The following is a 19696-nucleotide window of genomic DNA, read 5'->3' as shown; positions in this document are numbered from 1 at the left end:
GGAATTCTCGTTTGCACCTTCATTTACGCCTTCATTTGATTGGTGATTAAAGAAAAATGCAGGTGCTTGTGTTTTTTTGGGGGGGCTCATGATATCAGCTGAACTGATCCGGGACCAATGACTCATCCGCATATGGTCCGATATTTTGCTGTTGTAAAGACAATAAATGAAGCTGAGTAGTATTTCCTTTGTGAAATTGTGTGAATTATTATCGTGATTTGTCGTAAATTTCAGCTTTTTTACTTGTATTACTGTAACAAATTGGAACATCAAATTTATAATCGTTATCTGACATTCCTTCCGCGTAATTGACGTTGTGTAGACTTCGCTTCAAAGCCGGAAAGTATCCCTGAACATCCCATTGAATTGATAGGAACAAAAATGAGCGCACTTCTTGCTGGCCTGACCGTCCTGATCATTGGCGATAGCCATATGTCGACACCGGATTATCTGATCACGACATTGCATGATGATCTGATGAATAAAGGTGCTGTCGTCTATTCCTTCGGCGCATGCGGTGTAGCGGCGGGTGAGTGGATGGTAAAAACCCAGTCCTCATGCGGTGGCGCAGTACGTCTGAAGGATGGTCCTGTTGAGCAAAAAACAGGTCCAGAGGCAGCGACCCGTCCTTTTAACGAATTAATTAAGACTTACAAGCCAAATTTGGTTGTCGTGGTCAACGCCGACACCATGGCGGCCTACACACAGCCTGAATTGCCAAAAACATGGATCTGGCAGCAGGTGTCGCGCTTGACAAAAGGTGTGAAAAATAATGGTGTTGCCTGCGTCTGGGTCGGTCCGGCCTGGGGTACCGAAGGCGGTCCGTTTAACAAAACTTATGCACGCGCCAAAGAGATGTCGACCTACATGGCGGATATCGTCGCACCTTGCACTTATATCGATTCACAAACCATGTCCAAGCAAGGCGAATGGTCAACAATCGATGGTCAGCATTTCACCTCATCGGGCTATAAATCATGGGGCTCTGCAATCGGTAATGCGATCGTCGCTCCTGCGGTATTGAATACGATCAAGCGTTAAATTTAAGCATTGATCTAGTATTTTATCGCTGACTTCTCACCTTATTTTCTTGAAAATATGAAAAAAATTATTGTCGCTTGCATCGCTACTCTGGTTTCTGTTGCTGCTTACGCAGATATACAGCTTTATGAAACTGGCCCCGGCGAAGATTCGTCTTTCGTACGTTTTCTGAATGCAAGTGACGATAAGGCCAGCGTCGTCAATGGCGCTGCTAAAATCGCTCTGGGTAATCAGGGTGATGCGCGGGTGTCACGGTTTTATCCTGTTAAAGCGGGGAGCAAATTATCCGCAACAGTCCAGATTGGCAACCATAAATTGCCGGTCGAAGTGACGGCGAAGCCTGGTGAATTTATTACGATTGCCGTGGTCGGTAAAGATGCTGCGGCCAAAACACTGATCGTCAGGGAAACCCCGACAGATTTTAACGCGATGCGCTCTTCCGTATCCCTTTCAAATCTCGATGAAAAATGTAGTGCGGCCAGTTTAACCGGCGGTGCCAAAAATGCAGCCATCGTAGAAACCGTCAAACCGGCAACTCTGCAACGCCGCCTGATTAACGCGGTCAAGCTGTCGGTGCAGGCTAATTGTGATGGACAGGCGGTCGGCACTGCTATCGATATGTCTCAATTGCAAGCGGGTGAGCGTTATAGCGTTTTCCTGTTGTCATTGAAAGCCGGACGTCAGGCGTTCTTTGTCCGCGACAATAATTCCTGACCGAAAGTCGATCCATGGTATTCGCGTCTCTGGAGTTTTTGACTCTCTTTCTGCCGATTTTTTTTGCTTTCTATCTCATTACACCTCAGCGCTTTCGTAACCACACCTTGCTGGTTGGAAGCTGGTTGTTTTATGCATGGTGGACGCCCAAGTTTTTGCTGTTGATTATTGCGCTGACCGTGCTCGCCTGGGGCGCTGCGATCCTGATTGATAAGACCGGTGATGAGCGCTCAAAGACGCGAATCATGGCTATTACCATTGTTCTGAATCTGGCGTCACTCGTCTGGTACAAGTACACCAATATGGTGGTGCAGTCACTGAACAGCCTGCTGAAGGGACACGAGTTACCCTTGATTCCCTGGGAAAACGTGATGCTGCCGATCGGTCTCTCGTTCACCGTATTGCATGCGATCTCGTACGTGGTCGATGTCCGTCGTAAAACAGTACCTGCGCAGTACAGCATTATTTCCTTCAGTGCTTATATGGCGATGTTCGGGCATCTGATTGCAGGTCCTATCGTGCGTTATAAAGTCATTGATAAAGAGCTTCGTGAGCGAGTTTTTTCCAGTGCAGAATTTACTGCGGGTGTGCGTCGCTTCATGATCGGTTTTTCGATGAAGGTATTGATCGCCGATACGCTGTCCCCATTTGTTGCCTTAACTTTTGGTTTGCATAACCCCAGCTTTGTTGATGCCTGGACAGGATGCGCCGCTTACACGTTGCAACTCTATTTTGATTTTGCCGGCTACAGCGCAATGGCAATCGGACTGGGTCTGATGCTAGGGTTCCGCTTCGAAGAGAATTTTAATAATCCCTATCTTGCCGTATCTATCCAGGACTTCTGGCGGCGCTGGCATATGACCTTATCGTCATGGTTGCGTGACTATCTCTACATCGCATTGGGTGGCAATCGTAATGGAGCAGTACGTACTTACGTCAACCTGATGCTGACCATGGCAATCGGTGGTTTGTGGCATGGCGGTGATAACTGGAATTTTTTAATCTGGGGCATTATCCAGGGTACTGCATTATGTTGTGATCGCGCATTCACCATGCGCGGATATTCAATGCCAAATTTTGCATCCCGCACTTTGACTATGATTGTGGTGATGCTGGCCTGGACGGTATTCCGTACTGACGGTTTTGCGTCGGCAATGGGAATGCTTGCGGGTCAGTTCGGTGTGAATGGTTTTGCGATGGGCGACACTGTTGCACTGGCTCTACGACCAAGTATTTTGCTGACTTTTGCGATTGGTGTGCTGTGCGTCACTTATCCTGCGACAAGGATTGCTGCACGTGGTGGTTTGGGGTCTGTAACCTGGAGCGCAATCTGGCCAATCATTACTTTTGTCTATGGTGTGATTGTGCTGGCTGGTCAAAAAGCAATCCCATTTTTGTATTTTCAGTTTTAAGGACGCATCATGACCGAACTGAAAACAGCAACCATCCCTGCCACATCAAAACGATCTGCCTGGATCACTTATGTCCCTGCCTTAGCCTTCGTGCTTGTCATGCTCACCGGTTTTTGCGTTACCGTAATTTCCTTGAGTAAGGTGCCGGCAGAGTCGTGGAAAGGCGTAGGCGAACCTAAGCAATTGTTTGGTGGGGAATCCACCAGACGGTTCTCTGCACAACTCAACGCCCATTTCATCTGGAGTAAAGTATTTAGCCAGATTGAGCGTGCCGTGACCTGGACCGTCGCCGGTGATACCGGGACTGCCGTGCGCATGGGTTGTCAAGACTGGTTTTTTCTCAGCGATGAATTAGAGGTATTTCCAGATGCGGAAAAATCGGCGCTGGCCAGAGCTGGTATCGTCAGTAACCTGGCGAAAGATTTGAAAGCTCGTGGAATCCAGTTAGTCGTTGCTGTCGTACCTGATAAGTCAAGAATCGAGCAAGCGCATCTGTGCGGATTGCACCGCCCAGCCAGTTTTGCATCACGTCTGGATAGTTGGGTTGATCAACTGAAAAAAACGGGTGTCGATACGATCAATCTGGCGCCAGCCTTAATGGCAACTTCAGGCGAGCGCTACTACCGGACGGATTCGCACTGGAATGAAATCGGTTCCAACGCATCAGCAGCAGCCATTGCTGCTCATTTGCATGCGGAGAAGCTGCACGCGGCCCCTGCGGTTGCGCCTGATCCTGCTGCGCTTAAGAGTAAAGTCATAGACCGTTCTGGCGACTTGTTGCGCGTAGCTAATCTCGATGGTTTACCCGCGATATTGCGTCCAAAAGCTGAGACTGCACAGTTGACTACGATAGTAGCCAGCGCCAGCGCGACAGATTCCGCAGATGCTGCCGGTGATGATTTATTCGGCGATATTGGTTTGCCTACGGTGGCATTGGTCGGCACATCATTTTCGCGGGCATCGAATTTCGTACCGTTTTTAAGTTATCACCTGGGCGCACCAGTCGCTAATTTTGCCAAGGATGGTGGAAATTTTGAAGGGGCAGCAATGGCCTACCTGAGCGGTAAGACCTTTCAGCAAAGCCCGCCAAAAGTCGTATTGTGGGAAGTGCCGGAGCGTATGCTGCCAAAACCCCTAACGCCATCCGAGCAAAAATGGATTGCTTATTTTTCAGCCAAGAAAAAATAGCGGCGCCTACAGTATCTAAACAGTTGTGTCGATATGTGGACATATGCGTGACGTCTGTATCGTCACAATTAATCGCGGCACTTAAATAGCACACCTAATGTGATGCCTGACGATATCGGAGCAACTCTGTCCTTAACCAGCTAGCGCTCTCCACGGGAGCGTTAGCCTGGCATTTCACCAGGTAAGCCTTACCACTCATGCTGCTTTCGGTGGCCGCTTTAGTAATAAAAGATTCAGCGGTCGAAATCAGATCTTTATCCAGCAAGTATTGATATTTTTTATTCAAATGCGCATTCGCTTCTTGCGAGGTGTACCAGCTTCCATTTCGGTTTAACTGACATCCTGATTGCGCTACCTACGTGAGCAGATGGGTAATCTCATGTTTGCTTGTCGGATTCAGAGGGGTTGCCTGAGACCAGCAAGATAGCGAGAGCAAGATTGAACTTAAGGACGAGAGATAGAGGGTTTTCATATCGAATTAGATTCAGGACTGATTGTTGTGAGGCCGCACAACCATCACATAATTTTTATATTTGATGCCATCCAGTACAAAATCAGTATCACCCTCATGCCTGTATCCGAGTTGATTATAGAACGCTATGGCATTCTGATTTTTTGCGTTCACGGTGAGCCATACCGATGAACTCGCACAATAGTTATATGCCGTGAGTTGCGATGATGCGAGTAAAGCCTTGCCTATCCCTTGACCGGTAAAATATTCCTGAACATAGAGTTTTTCAACTTCTACATGAACATTCGTAAACGTATTGCCCAGGCCGATGATTACGTAACCCACGAGATATCCATCGACTTCAGCAATCATCAATTGTTTTTTCGTGTCCGCAATCAACTGGCGATAACGATCTTCGGTGAATTCCTTTAGTACGTAATTCGCAATGGGTGTTGATATTCCTGTAGTTGCATAGGTGCGCAGCCATACTTGCATACCCAGTGCTGCAATGCACGGAGCATCGTCACTTGAAGCAAGCCTGATAGAAAAATGTGTAGACATAAGACCGAAATTTGATGGGCATTCATTAATGCACCAGCCAACGCCTGAGAGAAAAACTCAATGCGTCAACCATGGCGACTAACAATAGCATGGCGATGATCACAGTAGCCGCAGTTTGCATCTGAAACAGAGATAAATGGTATTTCAACATTTGTCCGAGACCGCCGGCACCGACCACCCCTAAGATCGCCGCAGCGCGAATGTTATTTTCCCAGCGGTACAAGGTATAAGACAACATTTGAGGCAATGCCTGAGGCAGGGTTGCGTATAAAAAACTACTCAGTATGCTTGCGCCATTCATCCTAAGAGTCATCGCAGCGTGATTCGGTGCATTTTCCAGCGCCTCTGCAAAGAGCCGGCCGAGTACACCTGCCGTATGCGCTGCGAGCGCGATTGTTCCGGCAAACGGCCCCAAGCCTGCTGCAATCAGCATGATGGATGCCCAGACTAATTCGGGAATCGCCCTTGCAATATTTAACAGCAAACGAATGCAGCGCATCGCCACCACACCGAAGCGCCCACTGGCTGGAATCGCCAGACAAAGGCCTGCCATGGCTGCCAGGAGTGTTCCTAGGGCAGACATTGCCAGTGTTTCAAATGCGGCAAAAAAGGTCTTGGTCAATAATGCCGGAGATAAGTCCGGGGGCGCAAACCCTTGCAGGAATTCCCAGGACGTCTTGACTGCGTTATCTGAAAATAGGGCTGACCAATTCATGTGCAGCGTATAAAAACTGCTCACGATCAGGATCGCCAATACAATAATAAAAGTGAGCATTGGCACACTCATGCGCTTCGATGGCGATGGCAGGTCGGTTCGTACTACTAAGGTGGAAGAGCGGGATGAACGGGATGCACTCATTGCAGGCGCTCTCTGAATAATTTGCTGACGACATCGGCGACGGCGACCAGCATAACAAAGACGATCAGCATTGTTGATACCTCTGCGCCGGACAGCATTTTCATGGACTCATCCATTCGTTGACCCAGACCACCAGCGCCGACAAAGCCCATCACCACCGAGCCGCGTATTGCACATTCCCAGCGATAGATCGTATAGGACGTTAGCTCTGCTGCCGCATTCGGCAAAGCACCATAGAGGAACGCAGAGAGCCTGCTAGCGCCATTTTGCAACAGCGTATTGCTCGTATGCGCATCGCTGGCTTCCAGGATTTCTGCATACACTTTGCCCAACATACCGCAATAGGTCAGCGTAATTGCCAGTACACCTGCCGTAGCACCAAGGCCGACTATCCTGACGAGTAACAGCGCCCAGACCAGTTCCGGCACACTGCGTAACAATACAAGTAGCCAGCGCACTATTTGTCGTATCAGTATCGCCAGAAGACGCATGCGTCCTGTGCCGATACGCGAAATCGACAGATGCTCCGTGACGATCAGTGTCATCGGAACCGCAAGAACAAATGCCAGTGTCATTCCTGCGGTTGCCATGGCGATGGTTTGCCAGCTTGCTTCAAGAACGATCCAGAGAAATTCGGCATCATGAGCAGGTGGAAAAAATCCCGCTAAAAAACGCCCGGCGGCATCCAGACTTTGCGCATCCGCCAGCAACCATGGTTTAAATTCAGTGGCAACCAGGATGGGCCAGAGCAGGAACAAACCTAGCAAAGAAAATGTTAAGCGCTGTCGCCAGGCAGGATCATGCCCGGGCATACTACCAGACTGATTTTTTAGACCGGGTTGCGATTGCCTCATACGTTTCATGCGTTTAGAGGCAACGAGAATCATGAATGACGGCAGCGACGGCCGGTGCATTGGCGATTACGCCATCTGTTAAGCACGAGCTGGCAACAGTGTCGGTGTGCTCATCATTCTGGGTATTGGCATAAAGTGCAGCGATCATGTCATCAGTGACATGTTCACTGTCAAACACGATTTTTCCATCTCGCAAGCCAATAATACGTTTGAAATGTTTGCGTGCCAGATCGACCTGATGCAGGCTACAAATCAGGGCAGCATTGCGCTCACGGGCTTCCTGTTGCAGCGTGTGTAGCGTATGAATTGCTAAGGTGGGATCAAGTGCAGATAATGGCTCATCAACCAGCAGCAGATTTGCATCAGACAATAGCAAGCGGGCCAGGCCGCAACGCTGACGTTCACCACCTGACAGCCGGTCAACACGCTCATACAACTTGTGTTGCAGATGAAAGCGAGCCAGTGCATCGAATGCGATTTCCGGTTCCATCGGCTTGATTATATTTCGCAGGGCATGCCATAGAGACCAGGATGGCAAACGTCCTGCCAGCACGGTTGTAACAACGCGTTGACGTGGTGGCAGCGGAGGCGTTTGTGGCGCGAGAAACAGACGATGGCGCAACGCATGCCTTGCGTGTTCAGACAGAGACCAGGGCTGCTGATCGAATAATTGATAGCTGCCCTGCGCTGGCTTGTACGCACATGCCAGCGTATGTAGCAATGTCGTCTTGCCCGCGCCTGAAGGGCCGATCAGCGCAATCTGCTCACCAGCATGAACACTCAGAGTCAGATCGCTTAATGCAGCCGCATGCTGTGTGGTGGATGCTGGATGATGTACGGATACATTTTGTAGTTGCAACATCATGTGAATGAGAGTCGCCTTATTTCAATAGGCCTGCGTTGTGAGCAGCAGCCTCAATCGCTTTGTAGTTATCTGCCTTGGTGGTAATGAAGCGACTAGTACGTTGCAGATCCAAAATCTCTTTATCTTCAGGCTTGCTGGCATCCAGTGACAGGAAGGCATCAGTAATTTTTTTCCGTAATTCCGCAGGCATATCAGCGCGTACTGTCCAGTTGTAATCAAAGTAGCCAGGCGTGGTGTAGAACACCCGGACTTGCTTCGTGTCGACTTTGCTTTGCGCCACCAGTTTTTCCCAGACAGAGATATTCAAGGCGCCGGCATCGACTTTGCCGCCCGATACCGCAGCCACGGTAGCGTCATGCGCGCCTGAAAAAGCGATACGTTTTAAGTCGGTATCAGGATTGATTTTTGCCGCGAGCAAATAGGAGCGCGGCATCAGATGACCAGAGGTCGATGATTCAGAACCGAAGGTAAATGTCTTCCCTTTCAAATCATCTAATTTATTGATGTCCGTTTTCGTCGTGATGAACACCGATTTAAATTTTTCGTCCTCTTCTCGCTGCACCAGAGGGATTACCTGATCTTTGCTGCGCACCTTGGCCTGAATAAAAGTAAAGCCACCGAACCACACCATATCGAGTTTATTGTTGATCAATCCTTCAACCGATGCTGCGTAATCTGTGACCGGAGTGAATTCGACCCTCATCCCCAATTTCTTTTCCAGATAAGCACCTAAAGGTTTGAATTTACGCTGCAATTCTGTCGGTGCCTCATCGGGGATCGCTGAGACGCGCAACACCTGTTGAGCAAGACTGAGGCTGGAGAGTGACAGTAATCCGGCAGCAGCTAAAACATGAAATAAACGACGGGCAGGTGAGAAGTGCATGATGATGTTCCTGGTAAGGGCAGAGAACGCGTATTTTGACTGGAAAGACAGTGAATGCAAAGACAAATACTTCTGGGTCATTCTGAACGAGCTGGATGACAGTAGACGGGAATAAAGGAATTTTAAAAAAGTTAAACAAAAGTCATGCAAATTGACTATCATGTTTGAATCAGATAACTATTTAAAACAGGAGACCTCTCATGCCAGCAAACCTCATTAATGCTGCCCAGCGGCAGGTACTCATCATTCACGGCTGGAGCGATACGTCCAAGTCTTTTCATACTCTTGCAGAATTCCTCGAAAAAAATAACTACCAGGCCAAACAGCTCTGGCTCGGGGACTATATTTCTATGGATGACGATGTGCGTGTTGCGGACGTTGGTAAGCGTATGGCAGAAGTGATTGACGAGTTGATGCAAACCGGCCAGCTGGCAGCGAGTTTTGATGTGATTGTGCATAGCACCGGTGGTTTAGTCGCCCGTGAGTGGCTGACGACCCATTACAAAGGACGTGCTGAACAGTGTCCGATGAAACGCCTGGTCATGCTGGCACCCGCGAATTACGGTTCCAAACTTGCGGCAACCGGTAAGAGTTTTTTAGGGCGGCTAGTGAAGGGATACAACAACTGGTTTCAGACCGGTAAGTCGATGTTAAATGATCTTGAACTCGCCTCACCTTACCAGTGGGAGCTGGCGCAACGCGATATTCTGGTTGGTCCGGAGGCGCTGGATGCTGCTAATCCCGTGCAATTCTATGGTGACGATAAGGTCTGGCCGTTTGTTATTGTTGGCACTCATCCTTATGCCAGTTTATTGCGCCAGATTGTGAATGAGAACGGTGCTGACGGCACTGTCAGAGCATGTGCCGCGAACTTGAATGCGCAAGGTGTGACGATTGATTTTCGTGAGGCGGATTTATCAAAGGCAATCACTAACTGGGCAAGCCGCTTGCAGAGCGATATTCCATTAGCGGTTCTGCCGACGCGTACACACGGGTCGATTATCGATCCCGATCGAGCAGAGACATCGAATCATGAAGATATTGCGGAGACGCCAGAGCAACTGGCGCAATTGGGACAAGTGATTTTGCAGGCATTGAGTTGTGACAGTTTCGCGACCTACCAGTTATTACAAACGCAATGGCATGATCTCAGTGAGGCAACTGCGGCACTGAGTAAAACGACGACGGAGGAGCCGGAGTTTTTTCATCAATACCTGCAAGTGAACTGCAATGTCGTCGATGATCAGGGTAAGCCGGTGACGGATTATTTTCTGGAGTTTTTTGCCGATACCAAACGCAATAACACAGATGCTAATGTCTACCTGCATGCCAATGTCATTGAGGATGTAAAAACTAATTCGCAAAATCCGGCACTACGGAATTTGTATTTCGACCGTACCGATTTGATGGAAGGCTACTACCCCTTGCTGCCAAAAGGAACTGAGCAGGTATTGAATATGTCGATCTCGGCAGCATCGCCGGGCAACAATATCAATTATTTTGAGCGGGAGAAAGTGGGGTCTGCGATGCAGATTCCACTTCATTTCTTAAGCGAGAATCAGCAGCGATGGTTGAAACGGAATTCAACACATTTCTTGCAGATCATTATTCCGCGTATTCCAAATGCCAACGTCTTCAAGCTGACTCCAGTTGCTTAGGGTAATGGGGAGGTAGCTGGTAGAAGGCCGCAGATTCAGTATGCTTTGACCTTAGTTACTCTCCATGTTTGTATGCAAGCGGACGCTAGACTTTATCTGGTGCTACCAGGTCAGCGATGGATTTTGCATTCATATAGCAGCAACCGTTGCGGCCATTTTGCTTTGCTTTATAAAGCGCCGTATCTGCCGCTTCTAGTAAATGAGGTATAGCGACATCCTCTCCTAGCAGGTAGGTGCTGACACCGATACTGACGCTGATATGTTCGCTGATGCGGGATTTGAGATGGGGGATCGCTGATTCCCAGACTGCCGCGCGTAATTTTTCGGCGAATTGCATCGCGAGATCTTCCGGCATATTTGGCAGCATCAGAATGAACTCTTCACCGCCATAGCGGGCAACGATGTCAGTTGCTCTGACTAATTGCGATTTTAAGGTCTGCGCTACTCTAATTAGCGTCTTATCTCCAGCAACATGACCATAGTAATCGTTGTATTGCTTGAAAAAATCGATATCCACCATAAACACGGAGAGTGGAAGTTTTTGCCGCTTTGAGTGACCCATCGCTATCTTAAAATGTTCATCAAAAAAGCGGCGATTATAGATACCGGTCAGGCTGTCGGTAGTCGCTTCTTTTTTCAGAATTTCTGAATGAGAGCGCAACATCTTTTCACGTTTGATGGACGCGCTCGAGTCCACGATCTGGATCAGGCAGTGAGTTTCATCGGGGCTGGCAGAAATGGGCGTAATCGTGATGGACTGATGCATGCGGCCTGGATCCTCACTCAATTCACTGGGATCGAAGAGTGGCAGAGGTGAGCGATGTAAGGCATTGGAAAGGACTGCAGGTAAGCCGTAATTGATCGTATTTCGGAGCGAGGTCAGAAATGCCGCGCTAGGTTTATCGCTAAATACATCTGAGATTGTTTTTTGTAATGCTGTCTCGCTATCGATCATGCTATGTTTGACCATCCAGTCATTCCACATCAAAATGTGTTCATTCGCATCAATCAATATAAGTCCCATATTGATGGCGTTAAAGATTTGGCCAGCCTTCTCGCCGGTCAATTTCTCTGGATGCTTCATTAAATATTACCTAAAAAACGATCGATTTGTTGTACAAGATTTTTCAACGACGCAGAACTCAGTAAAAAGATCAGGTGACCTTCAGAGTGACGTTTTTCTATTGCTAGATCGATATGTAATACTAAAATATACGGATGACCAGATGTATGTCTGATGCGTTTAAATAATTCGTCTGCTGATGCGACTGTGTAATTTGGTAATGAACTATTAAATGAAATATCCAGCATATCTGCCACGGCAGACAGACAGGCATTCAGAATGATATTGCCTAGTTCGCACATAGCCTCCTGTTCGAATTCTGCCAGTTCTTCGATGCTCATTTGCGAGCTCATCATGTCTCTTACAATTTCAAGCGCATGATCTTCGGTAAATAGTAGCAATGCTTCCGCGTCGAAGGGGCCAGTGAATTCTTGCATGACCGCGCCAAAGCGATCCCCCTCAAATGATAAGACCGAGGCACTGATTTCAGAAGTTTTTCTGACTTCGACTTTAGGAACCGATAACTTCACTTCATCGCCGACGATTTCACTCAAGCTGGCCGCTGCTCGTCCGGCGCCAATATTAAAAACTTCGGTGAGGGCGTCGAGATGAATTTCAGTTAAAGAATTCACTTAATTTTCCAAGAAGTACGCCAACGCTAAGGCAATGGATTTTTCGGTAACCGGCTTAGCAACAAAAGTGGCGCCAAGCTTATTTGAGCGGCTTTGAAAAGTTTCTTGAATATTTGCGGAAAATACAACGATGCGCATGTCTGGATGTTTGCTCAGTATCATTTCCGCCGCATCTGTTCCTAGCATGCCTGGCATGTTGATATCCATGGTACAAAAATCAGGAGCCTCTTTGTCTGCCAGGGCAATCGCTTCGTCGCCATTCGATGCTTCGAGAATTTCCCAGTCATCGTGTTTACTTTTGATGTGAGCACGTATGACCATACGAGAGACTTTGCTGTCATCGACGATCAGGAGTTTTTTTTGTGTTTGATCTTGGCTCATTGCGGTGTCATCTTGGTTGTTATTATGTAGATTGATTTTAACCGAAAGAAATTTCTAAAACACCTTGTTTACATTCTTTAACTTCCGCCACAACGTAGTTCGGCTAATGCCTAAATGCCGGGCGACATCATCGCGATTGTGTTTAAATTGCTCCATAACTTGCCATAAGGAAATATCAGCCACATCAGCTTTTAGATTCCGTTCACCGATATCTGGATTCTTTTTTCCTGACAAATTAGTATTTTCTTGTTTGCTTGTTAAAATTTCTGGTGCAATTTTTATTAGCAGGCTAGTCGTTAGTGCCTGCAGTGGTTCAGCCGCCAGGAACAAGGCTAAGCGTTCCATCATATTGCGCAATTCCCTGACGTTGCCGGGCCATTGATATTGCGCTAGCAGTGTGCCGCAGGCGAGAACCTCGGCATGCAGATTGGCATGGGGACGGCTTCCCAAAGATGCCAGCGCATGCTTGATACACCATTCTGCTAATGGCACCAGATCCTCTTTGCGTTCACGTAACGGCGGTAGTTGTAAGCGTAGTACAGCCAGCCGATAAAACAAGTCTGACCGGAAGCGACTCTCGCCGATAAGTACATCGAGGTCGCAATGCGTTGCACTGATAATCCTGACATCGACAGGAATAGGGCGGACGCCACCTACCCTGACGACTTCTCTTTCCTCCAGAACGCGTAACAGCCGGGTTTGCAGGCTTAAAGGCATTTCACCGATTTCATCCAGAAATAAGGTGCCACGATGCGCTGCCTCGAATAAGCCTGCATGACCGCCACGCCGGGATCCGGTAAACGCGCCGTCCTCATAACCGAATAACTCTGATTCCAGCAGCGATTCGGCAATCGCACCACAGTTGACCGCCACAAAAGGATGACGCGCACGCGGGCTTTCTTTATGCATGGCTTGTGCTGCCAGTTCTTTGCCGGTGCCGGTTTCACCTTGTATCAGCACTGTCGCCGGGGAACGGGCGAACAGCATGATTGATTGCCGCATACTTTGCATGGCAGGGGATTCACCGCGCAAATCAGCTAGTCCATGCCGTGCCCTTAGCGATTCGGCCGCAGGATGTTGGCGTCCGCGTGCGGACTCCAGGCGTGTCAAGCGGGCGATTTCCAGGGCGTCCTCAAAGGACTGACGTATCGATTCTGCGGAATACATGAAAATGCCCGTCAAACCTGCTTCCTCTGCCAGATCGGTAATTAAGCCAGCACCCACGATGGCTTTAATACCCTTAGCCTTGAGTTCACTGATCTGGGCGCGAGCATCTTCTTCCGTAACATAAGTCCGTTGCTCGAGTTTGAAGCCAAAGGTGTTTTTAAAGTCGACCAGTTCCGGCATCGTCTCCTGGTACGTGATCAGGCCAATGTCTGGGGAGACCCGGCGTGCTCTGGCGAGTGCTTGCATGACATCGAAGCCGCTGGCTTTTGCGATCACGACAGGGACGGGCAAACGGTTTTTGAGATACGCGCCATTGGATCCGGCAGCAATCACCGCATCGCAACGCTCGGTTTGCAGACGTTCTCGCAGATGTTGTGCTGCTTCTTCAAAACCCATGTGGATGGGTTCAATCGTCGCGCTGGCATCATATTCGACCATGATGTCGCGAAATAAATCGAATAGTCGCGAAATGGATACCGTCCAGATGACGGGTTTGTCATTGGCGTCGCGAGGAATCGGTGTTTGTGGCCGCATGATGGTCTGAGGTGAAGTTTTTTTGGAGGAGGCTAAAGATGCTTGCGATGGTTAAAACGAACCTCTCTGTCAAAGCGAGATTGAGAATGTTTCAAATTTCCATGTTAAATGTTTCATTGTTTTAAAAAATGTTTCAAATTAAACGTCATTATGAAACAAAAGTCAGTCAATAGCGAATTGTTTTCCCTTTGGAGCATCCAGATGACGTGCTTAAGTCCTTGATCCGCCTCATATTTTCACAGTAGTGATGTTGTCTTTGTAAAACTGGCACGCTGATTGCAATAAGCTCACCCAGCAAAACCCTATTTTGAAAGGTAAGAACATGAGTCAACTCTCCGCAGGTGCTGCGTTCCGTAAAGCCATGCAAGAAGAATCGCCCTTGCAGGTGGTTGGTGCGATCAATGCGAATCACGCCTTACTGGCAAAACGTGCCGGCTTTAAAGCGATCTACCTGTCCGGTGGCGGTGTCGCTGCGGGTTCTCTGGGCTTACCAGATCTGGGTATCTCTAATCTGGACGATGTGTTGACTGACGTGCGCCGGATTACCGATGTGTGTGATCTGCCTTTGCTGGTCGATGTGGACACGGGTTTTGGTTCCTCTGCTTTTAACGTAGCACGTACGGTCAAGTCCATGATCAAGTTCGGCGCAGCAGCGATGCACATTGAAGATCAGGTTGGCGCGAAACGCTGTGGTCACCGTCCTGGCAAAGAAATCGTCAGCAAGTCAGAAATGGTCGATCGCATCAAAGCTGCCGTCGATGCGCGTACCGACGACAGTTTCGTGATTATGGCGCGTACTGACGCTTTGGCAGTCGAGGGGCTGGATGCAGCGATTGAGCGTGCACAAATGTGTGTCGAGGCTGGTGCGGACATGATTTTTCCGGAGGCGATTACAGAGCTTGCGATGTACAAGCAATTCGCAAACGCGGTCAAAGTCCCTATCCTGGCGAACATTACCGAATTCGGTGCAACACCGTTGTACAGCGTGGAAGAACTGGCTGCAGTCGATGTTGGTCTGGTGCTATATCCCTTGTCTGCTTTCCGTGCCATGAATAAGGCGGCAGAAAATGTGTATACCGCGATTCGTCGTGACGGCTCGCAAAAAGCGGTAGTCGATACGATGCAGACACGCATGGAATTGTATGAGCGCATCAATTATCACGATTTTGAGCAAAAGCTGGATGCCTTATTCGCCCAGCAAAAATCTAAATAAAACGCATCACAGAAATTAATATACCTACTAAAAATTAACATACTCCCCTTTTTTTATTAAAAACTAGCCTATTCCGCATGTTTTTATTGGTGTTTAAAAAAATACTGGGTAAGAGTATGTATTAGTATGACTTGGTATGTCTTAGTATATTTTATAAAGCACAAATCTCATAAAGGAGAATCTCATGACAGAAGCCGCCGTTCCTTTTAAACCAAAAAAATCCGTTGCCTTGTCTGGTGTTGCCGCCGGTAACACTGCACTGTGCAGCGTAGGCAAAACCGGTAACGATTTGCACTACCGCGGCTACGACATTCTGGATGTCGCTGATACCTGCGAATTTGAAGAAATCGCGCATTTGCTGGTGCACGGCAAATTGCCTAACATCGCTGAACTGAAAGCCTACAAAAACAAGCTGAAATCCTTGCGCGGTTTGCCCGCCAATATGAAAGCAGCGTTGGAAGCTTTGCCAGCGTCCGCCCACCCTATGGATGTGATGCGCACTGGTGTATCGGTCTTGGGTTGCACCTTGCCAGAAAAAGAGGATCACAATACACCGGGCGCACGCGATATTGCCGACCAATTAATGGCATCTCTCGGTTCCATGTTGCTGTACTGGTACCACTTCAGTCACAACGGTAAGCGGATTGATGTAGAGACGGACGACGATTCTATCGGTGGACATTTCCTGCACCTGTTGCATGGTCAAAAGCCAAGCGCATCTTGGGAAAAAGCCATGCATACCTCGCTGATTTTGTATGCAGAGCACGAGTTCAACGCATCCACATTTACTTGCCGTGTGGTCGCTGGTACTGGCTCTGATATCCATTCCGCCATCACCGGTGGCATTGGTGCTTTGCGCGGTCCAAAACACGGCGGTGCCAATGAAGTCGCGTTTGAAATCCAGAAACGTTACGACAATCCGGATGAGGCAGAAGCCGACATCAAAAAACGAGTAGAAAATAAAGAAGTCGTGATCGGCTTCGGACATCCGGTCTACACCGTATCTGATCCCCGTAACAAGGTCATCAAGGAAGTTGCACGTCAGTTGTCGGTCGAGGCAGGCTCCACCAAAATGTTTGATATCGCAGAGCGCTTGGAAACGGTGATGTGGGACATCAAAAAAATGTTCCCGAATCTGGACTGGTTCTCTGCCGTGTCGTATCACATGATGGGTGTTCCTACCGCCATGTTCACACCGCTGTTCGTGATTGCGCGTACTTCCGGTTGGGCAGCTCACATCATTGAACAGCGTATCGATAATAAAATCATTCGTCCAAGCGCAAATTATGTTGGTCCTGAAGATTTGCAATTTGTGGCACTGAAAGACCGTAAGTAAATTTTGAATGTATTGAAGACCTCTCACCACCGAGGCACAGAGACACAGAGGAACAACAAAGGCAAAAAAGCATTGGCTCACTGCTGTTCTGAGAGTTGGTTTGAGCTTTTTCATCCGGCCTTTCAATTCAATGTGAATGGTAGTAAACAGCGCTTCATTTTGCGTAAGCCCTGATTTTAGAAGCTCGTTCTAGAAGTAAATTGATTTTCTCTTGTGCTTGCTCCTCCTCGGTGTCTCTGTGCCTCTGTGTCGAGAGGTCTTGATTGATTAATTTGGACAATATAATGAACACTCAATTCCGCAAACACCTGCCAGGCACTGCGCTGGATTATTTTGATACGCGTGCTGCGGTCGATGCAATTGCGCCTGGTGCGTACGATAAGCTACCTTACACCTCTCGTGTTCTTGCCGAGAATCTGGTCCGTCGTTGCGATCCGGCGACGCTGAGCGACTCATTGAAACAATTCATTGAGCGTAAACGCGATCTGGATTTTCCATGGTTTCCGGCTCGTGTGGTATGTCACGATATTCTTGGACAAACTGCGCTGGTTGATCTGGCGGGTTTGCGTGATGCGATTGCGGACCACGGTGGTGATCCGGCCAAGGTCAATCCTGTGGTGCCTGTGCAACTGATCGTCGATCATTCTCTGGCAGTGGAATGTGGTGGTTTTGATCCCGATGCGTTCAATAAAAATCGGGCGATTGAAGACCGTCGCAATGAAGATCGTTTCGACTTCATCAACTGGACTAAAAAAGCGTTCAAGAATGTCGATGTGATCCCTCCGGGTAATGGCATCATGCATCAAATCAATCTGGAACGCATGTCACCGGTGATTCAGATCAAAGACGGTGTCGCTTTCCCCGATACGCTGGTTGGTACTGACAGTCACACACCACACGTCGATGCCCTGGGTGTACTGGCGATCGGTGTTGGCGGTTTAGAAGCCGAAAACGTGATGTTAGGCCGTGCTTCGTGGATGCGTTTGCCAGATATTATCGGCGTAGAACTGTCCGGTCGTCCGCAGCCCAACATTACTGCCACTGACGTCGTGCTTGCCATGACGGAGTTCTTGCGCAAGCAAAAAGTGGTCGGTGCGTATCTCGAATTTTATGGGGAAGGAGCGGCCGCACTGACGCTCGGTGACCGTGCAACGATTTCCAATATGGCACCGGAGTATGGCGCGACCGCAGCGATGTTTTCCATTGACCAGCAAACCATCGATTATCTGAAATTGACTGGTCGTGAAGATGAGCAAGTCAAGTTGGTAGAGACGTATGCTAAGCACACGGGCTTGTGGGCAGACAGTTTAAAGACCGCTGAGTATGAGCGTGTACTGAAATTTGATTTGTCTTCCGTAGTGCGTAATATGGCTGGCCCCTCCAATCCGCATGCACGCGTTGCTACGACGGATTTAGCCAGCAAAGGTATCGCAGGCAAATGGGATGATGTGCCGGGTCAGATGCCGGACGGCGCAGTCATCATCGCCGCGATTACCAGTTGCACCAACACCAGCAATCCGCGCAACGTGATCGCGGCTGCTTTGTTGGCACGCAATGCCAACAAACTTGGATTGACGCGTAAGCCGTGGGTCAAATCCTCGCTTGCGCCTGGGTCTAAAGCAGTGACTTTGTATCTGGAAGAAGCAGGCTTGATGGGTGATTTAGAGAAGCTCGGTTTTGGCGTTGTTGCCTATGCTTGTACCTCCTGCAACGGTATGTCCGGTGCACTTGATCCTGTCATTCAGCAAGAGATTATTGACCGCGATTTGTATGCGACTGCAGTGTTGTCGGGTAACCGCAACTTCGATGGACGTATTCATCCTTATGCGAAGCAAGCTTTCCTTGCCTCACCACCTTTAGTCGTCGCTTACGCGATTGCCGGCACGGTGCGTTTTGATATTGAAAAAGATGTGTTGACTGTCGTCGATGGTAAAGAAATTCGCCTGAAAGATATCTGGCCAAGCGATGAAGAAATTGACGCTATCGTTAAATCCAGCGTTAAGCCTGAGCAATTCCGTAAGGTCTACGATCCAATGTTTGCGATCCAGCTCGATGACGGTGAGAAGGTCAGTCCGCTTTATGACTGGCGTCCACAAACCACTTATATCCGTCGTCCGCCTTATTGGGAGGGCGCACTTGCGGCACCGCGCACCATGACAGCGATGCGTGCATTAGCTGTGTTAGGCGACAACATTACGACCGATCACTTATCACCATCGAACGCCATTATGCTCGACAGCGCCGCCGGTGCTTATCTCGCAAAAATGGGTTTGCCAGAAGAGGACTTCAACTCTTACGCAACCCATCGCGGAGATCATCTGACGGCACAGCGAGCTACCTTTGCTAACCCGACATTGAAAAATGAAATGGTGCTAGAGGACGGCAAGGTCAAAGCCGGCTCACTGGCACGTATCGAACCAGAGGGCAAGGTCACCCGTATGTGGGAAGCGATAGAGACTTATATGGAGCGCAAACAGCCACTAATCATCGTCGCTGGAGCGGATTATGGACAAGGTTCTTCGCGTGACTGGGCAGCCAAAGGCGTACGTCTGGCCGGTGTAGAAGCAATTGCAGCAGAAGGTTTCGAGCGTATTCATCGCACCAATCTTGTCGGCATGGGTGTGTTACCAATGGAATTTAAACCGGGCGTCAATCGCTTGACTTTACAAATTGATGGTACAGAAACTTTCGATGTTATTGGACAGCGCACACCTCGTGCAACCTTGACGCTGGTGATCAACCGTAACAATGGCGAACGTATCGAAGTACCGATGACTTGTCGCCTGGATACAGCGGAAGAAGTGTCGATTTACGAAGCAGGCGGCGTGTTACAGCGTTTTGCTCAGGATTTTCTTGAATCAACAAAAGCCATATAAGAAGGGCA

At 48.7% G+C, this 19696-nt stretch carries 17 protein-coding genes and 1 pseudogene; 8 read left to right on the top strand and 10 right to left on the bottom strand.

What is annotated here, in order from left to right:
* The first annotated feature begins 381 nt into the window (after positions 1 to 381).
* From ACO0K4_RS08665 to ACO0K4_RS08650, 4 genes are read left to right on the top strand one after another with little or no spacing between them, the layout of a single operon-like run.
* Complete coding sequence (locus tag ACO0K4_RS08665; protein ID WP_422956215.1) at positions 382 to 1041, top strand: SGNH/GDSL hydrolase family protein; 660 nt, start codon at positions 382 to 384, stop codon at positions 1039 to 1041.
* A gap of 57 nt (positions 1042 to 1098) precedes the next feature.
* Positions 1099 to 1755, top strand: coding sequence for an alginate O-acetyltransferase AlgF (locus ACO0K4_RS08660; protein WP_422956214.1), 657 nt, complete (start codon positions 1099 to 1101; stop codon positions 1753 to 1755).
* A gap of 38 nt (positions 1756 to 1793) precedes the next feature.
* Positions 1794 to 3167 carry an MBOAT family O-acyltransferase gene (locus tag ACO0K4_RS08655; RefSeq protein ID WP_422956213.1) on the top strand — a complete coding sequence of 458 codons (1374 nt, stop codon included), beginning with the start codon at positions 1794 to 1796 and terminating at the stop codon, positions 3165 to 3167.
* Positions 3168 to 3176: 9 nt separating this feature from the next.
* Positions 3177 to 4355 carry an alginate O-acetyltransferase AlgX-related protein gene (locus tag ACO0K4_RS08650; protein WP_422956212.1) on the top strand — a complete coding sequence of 393 codons (1179 nt, stop codon included), beginning with the start codon at positions 3177 to 3179 and terminating at the stop codon, positions 4353 to 4355.
* A 94-nt stretch (positions 4356 to 4449) separates the two neighbouring features.
* Here ACO0K4_RS08650 and ACO0K4_RS08645 read toward each other — a convergent pair.
* From ACO0K4_RS08645 to ACO0K4_RS08620, 6 genes and pseudogenes are all read right to left on the bottom strand, one after another.
* Positions 4450 to 4698: pseudogene (locus ACO0K4_RS08645) on the bottom strand (DUF5329 family protein); the annotation flags it as partial.
* A 141-nt stretch (positions 4699 to 4839) separates the two neighbouring features.
* The gene (locus ACO0K4_RS08640) at positions 4840 to 5301 is read right to left on the bottom strand and encodes a GNAT family N-acetyltransferase (protein WP_422956211.1); all 462 of its coding nucleotides are present in this window, start codon (positions 5299 to 5301) and stop codon (positions 4840 to 4842) included.
* Positions 5302 to 5392: 91 nt separating this feature from the next.
* The gene (gene phnE / locus ACO0K4_RS08635) at positions 5393 to 6226 is read right to left on the bottom strand and encodes a phosphonate ABC transporter, permease protein PhnE (RefSeq protein WP_422956210.1); all 834 of its coding nucleotides are present in this window, start codon (positions 6224 to 6226) and stop codon (positions 5393 to 5395) included.
* The gene (locus tag ACO0K4_RS08630; RefSeq protein ID WP_422956209.1) at positions 6223 to 7080 is read right to left on the bottom strand and encodes a PhnE/PtxC family ABC transporter permease; all 858 of its coding nucleotides are present in this window, start codon (positions 7078 to 7080) and stop codon (positions 6223 to 6225) included. The genes phnE and ACO0K4_RS08630 overlap by 4 nt, the downstream gene beginning before the upstream one ends.
* A gap of 13 nt (positions 7081 to 7093) precedes the next feature.
* The gene (locus tag ACO0K4_RS08625; RefSeq protein ID WP_422956208.1) at positions 7094 to 7945 is read right to left on the bottom strand and encodes a phosphonate ABC transporter ATP-binding protein; all 852 of its coding nucleotides are present in this window, start codon (positions 7943 to 7945) and stop codon (positions 7094 to 7096) included.
* A gap of 16 nt (positions 7946 to 7961) precedes the next feature.
* A complete protein-coding gene (locus ACO0K4_RS08620; protein ID WP_422956207.1) occupies positions 7962 to 8828 on the bottom strand; it encodes a putative selenate ABC transporter substrate-binding protein in 867 nt (288 codons plus the stop codon).
* 200 nt (positions 8829 to 9028) lie between these two features.
* On the opposite strand from ACO0K4_RS08620, the gene ACO0K4_RS08615 reads away from it, so the two are divergent.
* Positions 9029 to 10486 carry an esterase/lipase family protein gene (locus ACO0K4_RS08615; protein ID WP_422956206.1) on the top strand — a complete coding sequence of 486 codons (1458 nt, stop codon included), beginning with the start codon at positions 9029 to 9031 and terminating at the stop codon, positions 10484 to 10486.
* 85 nt (positions 10487 to 10571) lie between these two features.
* On the opposite strand, the gene ACO0K4_RS08610 is transcribed toward ACO0K4_RS08615, so the two are convergent.
* The 4 genes from ACO0K4_RS08610 to prpR are packed head-to-tail and all read right to left on the bottom strand — an operon-like array spanning position 10572 to position 14263.
* Positions 10572 to 11570, bottom strand: coding sequence for a diguanylate cyclase (locus ACO0K4_RS08610; RefSeq protein WP_422956205.1), 999 nt, complete (start codon positions 11568 to 11570; stop codon positions 10572 to 10574).
* Positions 11570 to 12181, bottom strand: a complete 612-nt coding sequence (locus ACO0K4_RS08605) for a chemotaxis protein CheX (protein ID WP_422956204.1) — start codon at positions 12179 to 12181, stop codon at positions 11570 to 11572. The genes ACO0K4_RS08610 and ACO0K4_RS08605 overlap by 1 nt, the downstream gene beginning before the upstream one ends.
* Positions 12182 to 12562: a response regulator transcription factor gene (locus tag ACO0K4_RS08600; RefSeq protein WP_422956203.1), complete on the bottom strand. Its 381-nt coding sequence runs from the start codon at positions 12560 to 12562 to the stop codon at positions 12182 to 12184.
* Between the two features lie 54 nt (positions 12563 to 12616).
* Positions 12617 to 14263 (bottom strand): propionate catabolism operon regulatory protein PrpR, encoded by a 1647-nt coding sequence (gene prpR / locus ACO0K4_RS08595; protein ID WP_422956202.1) that lies wholly within the window; start codon positions 14261 to 14263, stop codon positions 12617 to 12619.
* A 322-nt stretch (positions 14264 to 14585) separates the two neighbouring features.
* On the opposite strand from prpR, the gene prpB reads away from it, so the two are divergent.
* The 3 genes from prpB (at position 14586) to acnD (ending at position 19688) form a co-directional block, all read left to right on the top strand.
* Positions 14586 to 15476: a methylisocitrate lyase gene (gene prpB, locus ACO0K4_RS08590; RefSeq protein ID WP_422956201.1), complete on the top strand. Its 891-nt coding sequence runs from the start codon at positions 14586 to 14588 to the stop codon at positions 15474 to 15476.
* Between the two features lie 184 nt (positions 15477 to 15660).
* Entirely contained in the window at positions 15661 to 16812 is a 1152-nt protein-coding gene (gene prpC / locus ACO0K4_RS08585) for a bifunctional 2-methylcitrate synthase/citrate synthase (protein WP_422956200.1), read from the top strand.
* A 284-nt stretch (positions 16813 to 17096) separates the two neighbouring features.
* Complete coding sequence (gene acnD / locus ACO0K4_RS08580; protein WP_422956199.1) at positions 17097 to 19688, top strand: Fe/S-dependent 2-methylisocitrate dehydratase AcnD; 2592 nt, start codon at positions 17097 to 17099, stop codon at positions 19686 to 19688.
* Positions 19689 to 19696 lie beyond the last annotated feature (8 nt).

It is taken from the genome of Undibacterium sp. RuTC16W (genome assembly GCF_049339445.1).
GTDB lineage: Bacteria > Pseudomonadota > Gammaproteobacteria > Burkholderiales > Burkholderiaceae_D > Undibacterium.
Note: the sequence above shows the minus strand (reverse complement) of the source record. Positions and strands in the feature narration are given on the sequence as shown.

Coding starts and splice junctions, on each gene's coding strand:
- phnE (WP_422956210.1), bottom strand. CDS start 6,226: ATGAGTGCATCCCGTTCATCCCGCTCTTCCACCTTAGTAGTACGAACC.
- ACO0K4_RS08620 (WP_422956207.1), bottom strand. CDS start 8,828: ATGCACTTCTCACCTGCCCGTCGTTTATTTCATGTTTTAGCTGCTGCC.
- prpC (WP_422956200.1), top strand. CDS start 15,661: ATGACAGAAGCCGCCGTTCCTTTTAAACCAAAAAAATCCGTTGCCTTG.
- ACO0K4_RS08600 (WP_422956203.1), bottom strand. CDS start 12,562: ATGAGCCAAGATCAAACACAAAAAAAACTCCTGATCGTCGATGACAGC.
- ACO0K4_RS08630 (WP_422956209.1), bottom strand. CDS start 7,080: ATGAGGCAATCGCAACCCGGTCTAAAAAATCAGTCTGGTAGTATGCCC.
- ACO0K4_RS08615 (WP_422956206.1), top strand. CDS start 9,029: ATGCCAGCAAACCTCATTAATGCTGCCCAGCGGCAGGTACTCATCATT.
- ACO0K4_RS08610 (WP_422956205.1), bottom strand. CDS start 11,570: ATGAAGCATCCAGAGAAATTGACCGGCGAGAAGGCTGGCCAAATCTTT.
- ACO0K4_RS08625 (WP_422956208.1), bottom strand. CDS start 7,945: ATGATGTTGCAACTACAAAATGTATCCGTACATCATCCAGCATCCACC.
- ACO0K4_RS08660 (WP_422956214.1), top strand. CDS start 1,099: ATGAAAAAAATTATTGTCGCTTGCATCGCTACTCTGGTTTCTGTTGCT.
- prpR (WP_422956202.1), bottom strand. CDS start 14,263: ATGCGGCCACAAACACCGATTCCTCGCGACGCCAATGACAAACCCGTC.
- acnD (WP_422956199.1), top strand. CDS start 17,097: ATGAACACTCAATTCCGCAAACACCTGCCAGGCACTGCGCTGGATTAT.
- ACO0K4_RS08640 (WP_422956211.1), bottom strand. CDS start 5,301: ATGCAAGTATGGCTGCGCACCTATGCAACTACAGGAATATCAACACCC.
- ACO0K4_RS08665 (WP_422956215.1), top strand. CDS start 382: ATGAGCGCACTTCTTGCTGGCCTGACCGTCCTGATCATTGGCGATAGC.
- ACO0K4_RS08650 (WP_422956212.1), top strand. CDS start 3,177: ATGACCGAACTGAAAACAGCAACCATCCCTGCCACATCAAAACGATCT.
- prpB (WP_422956201.1), top strand. CDS start 14,586: ATGAGTCAACTCTCCGCAGGTGCTGCGTTCCGTAAAGCCATGCAAGAA.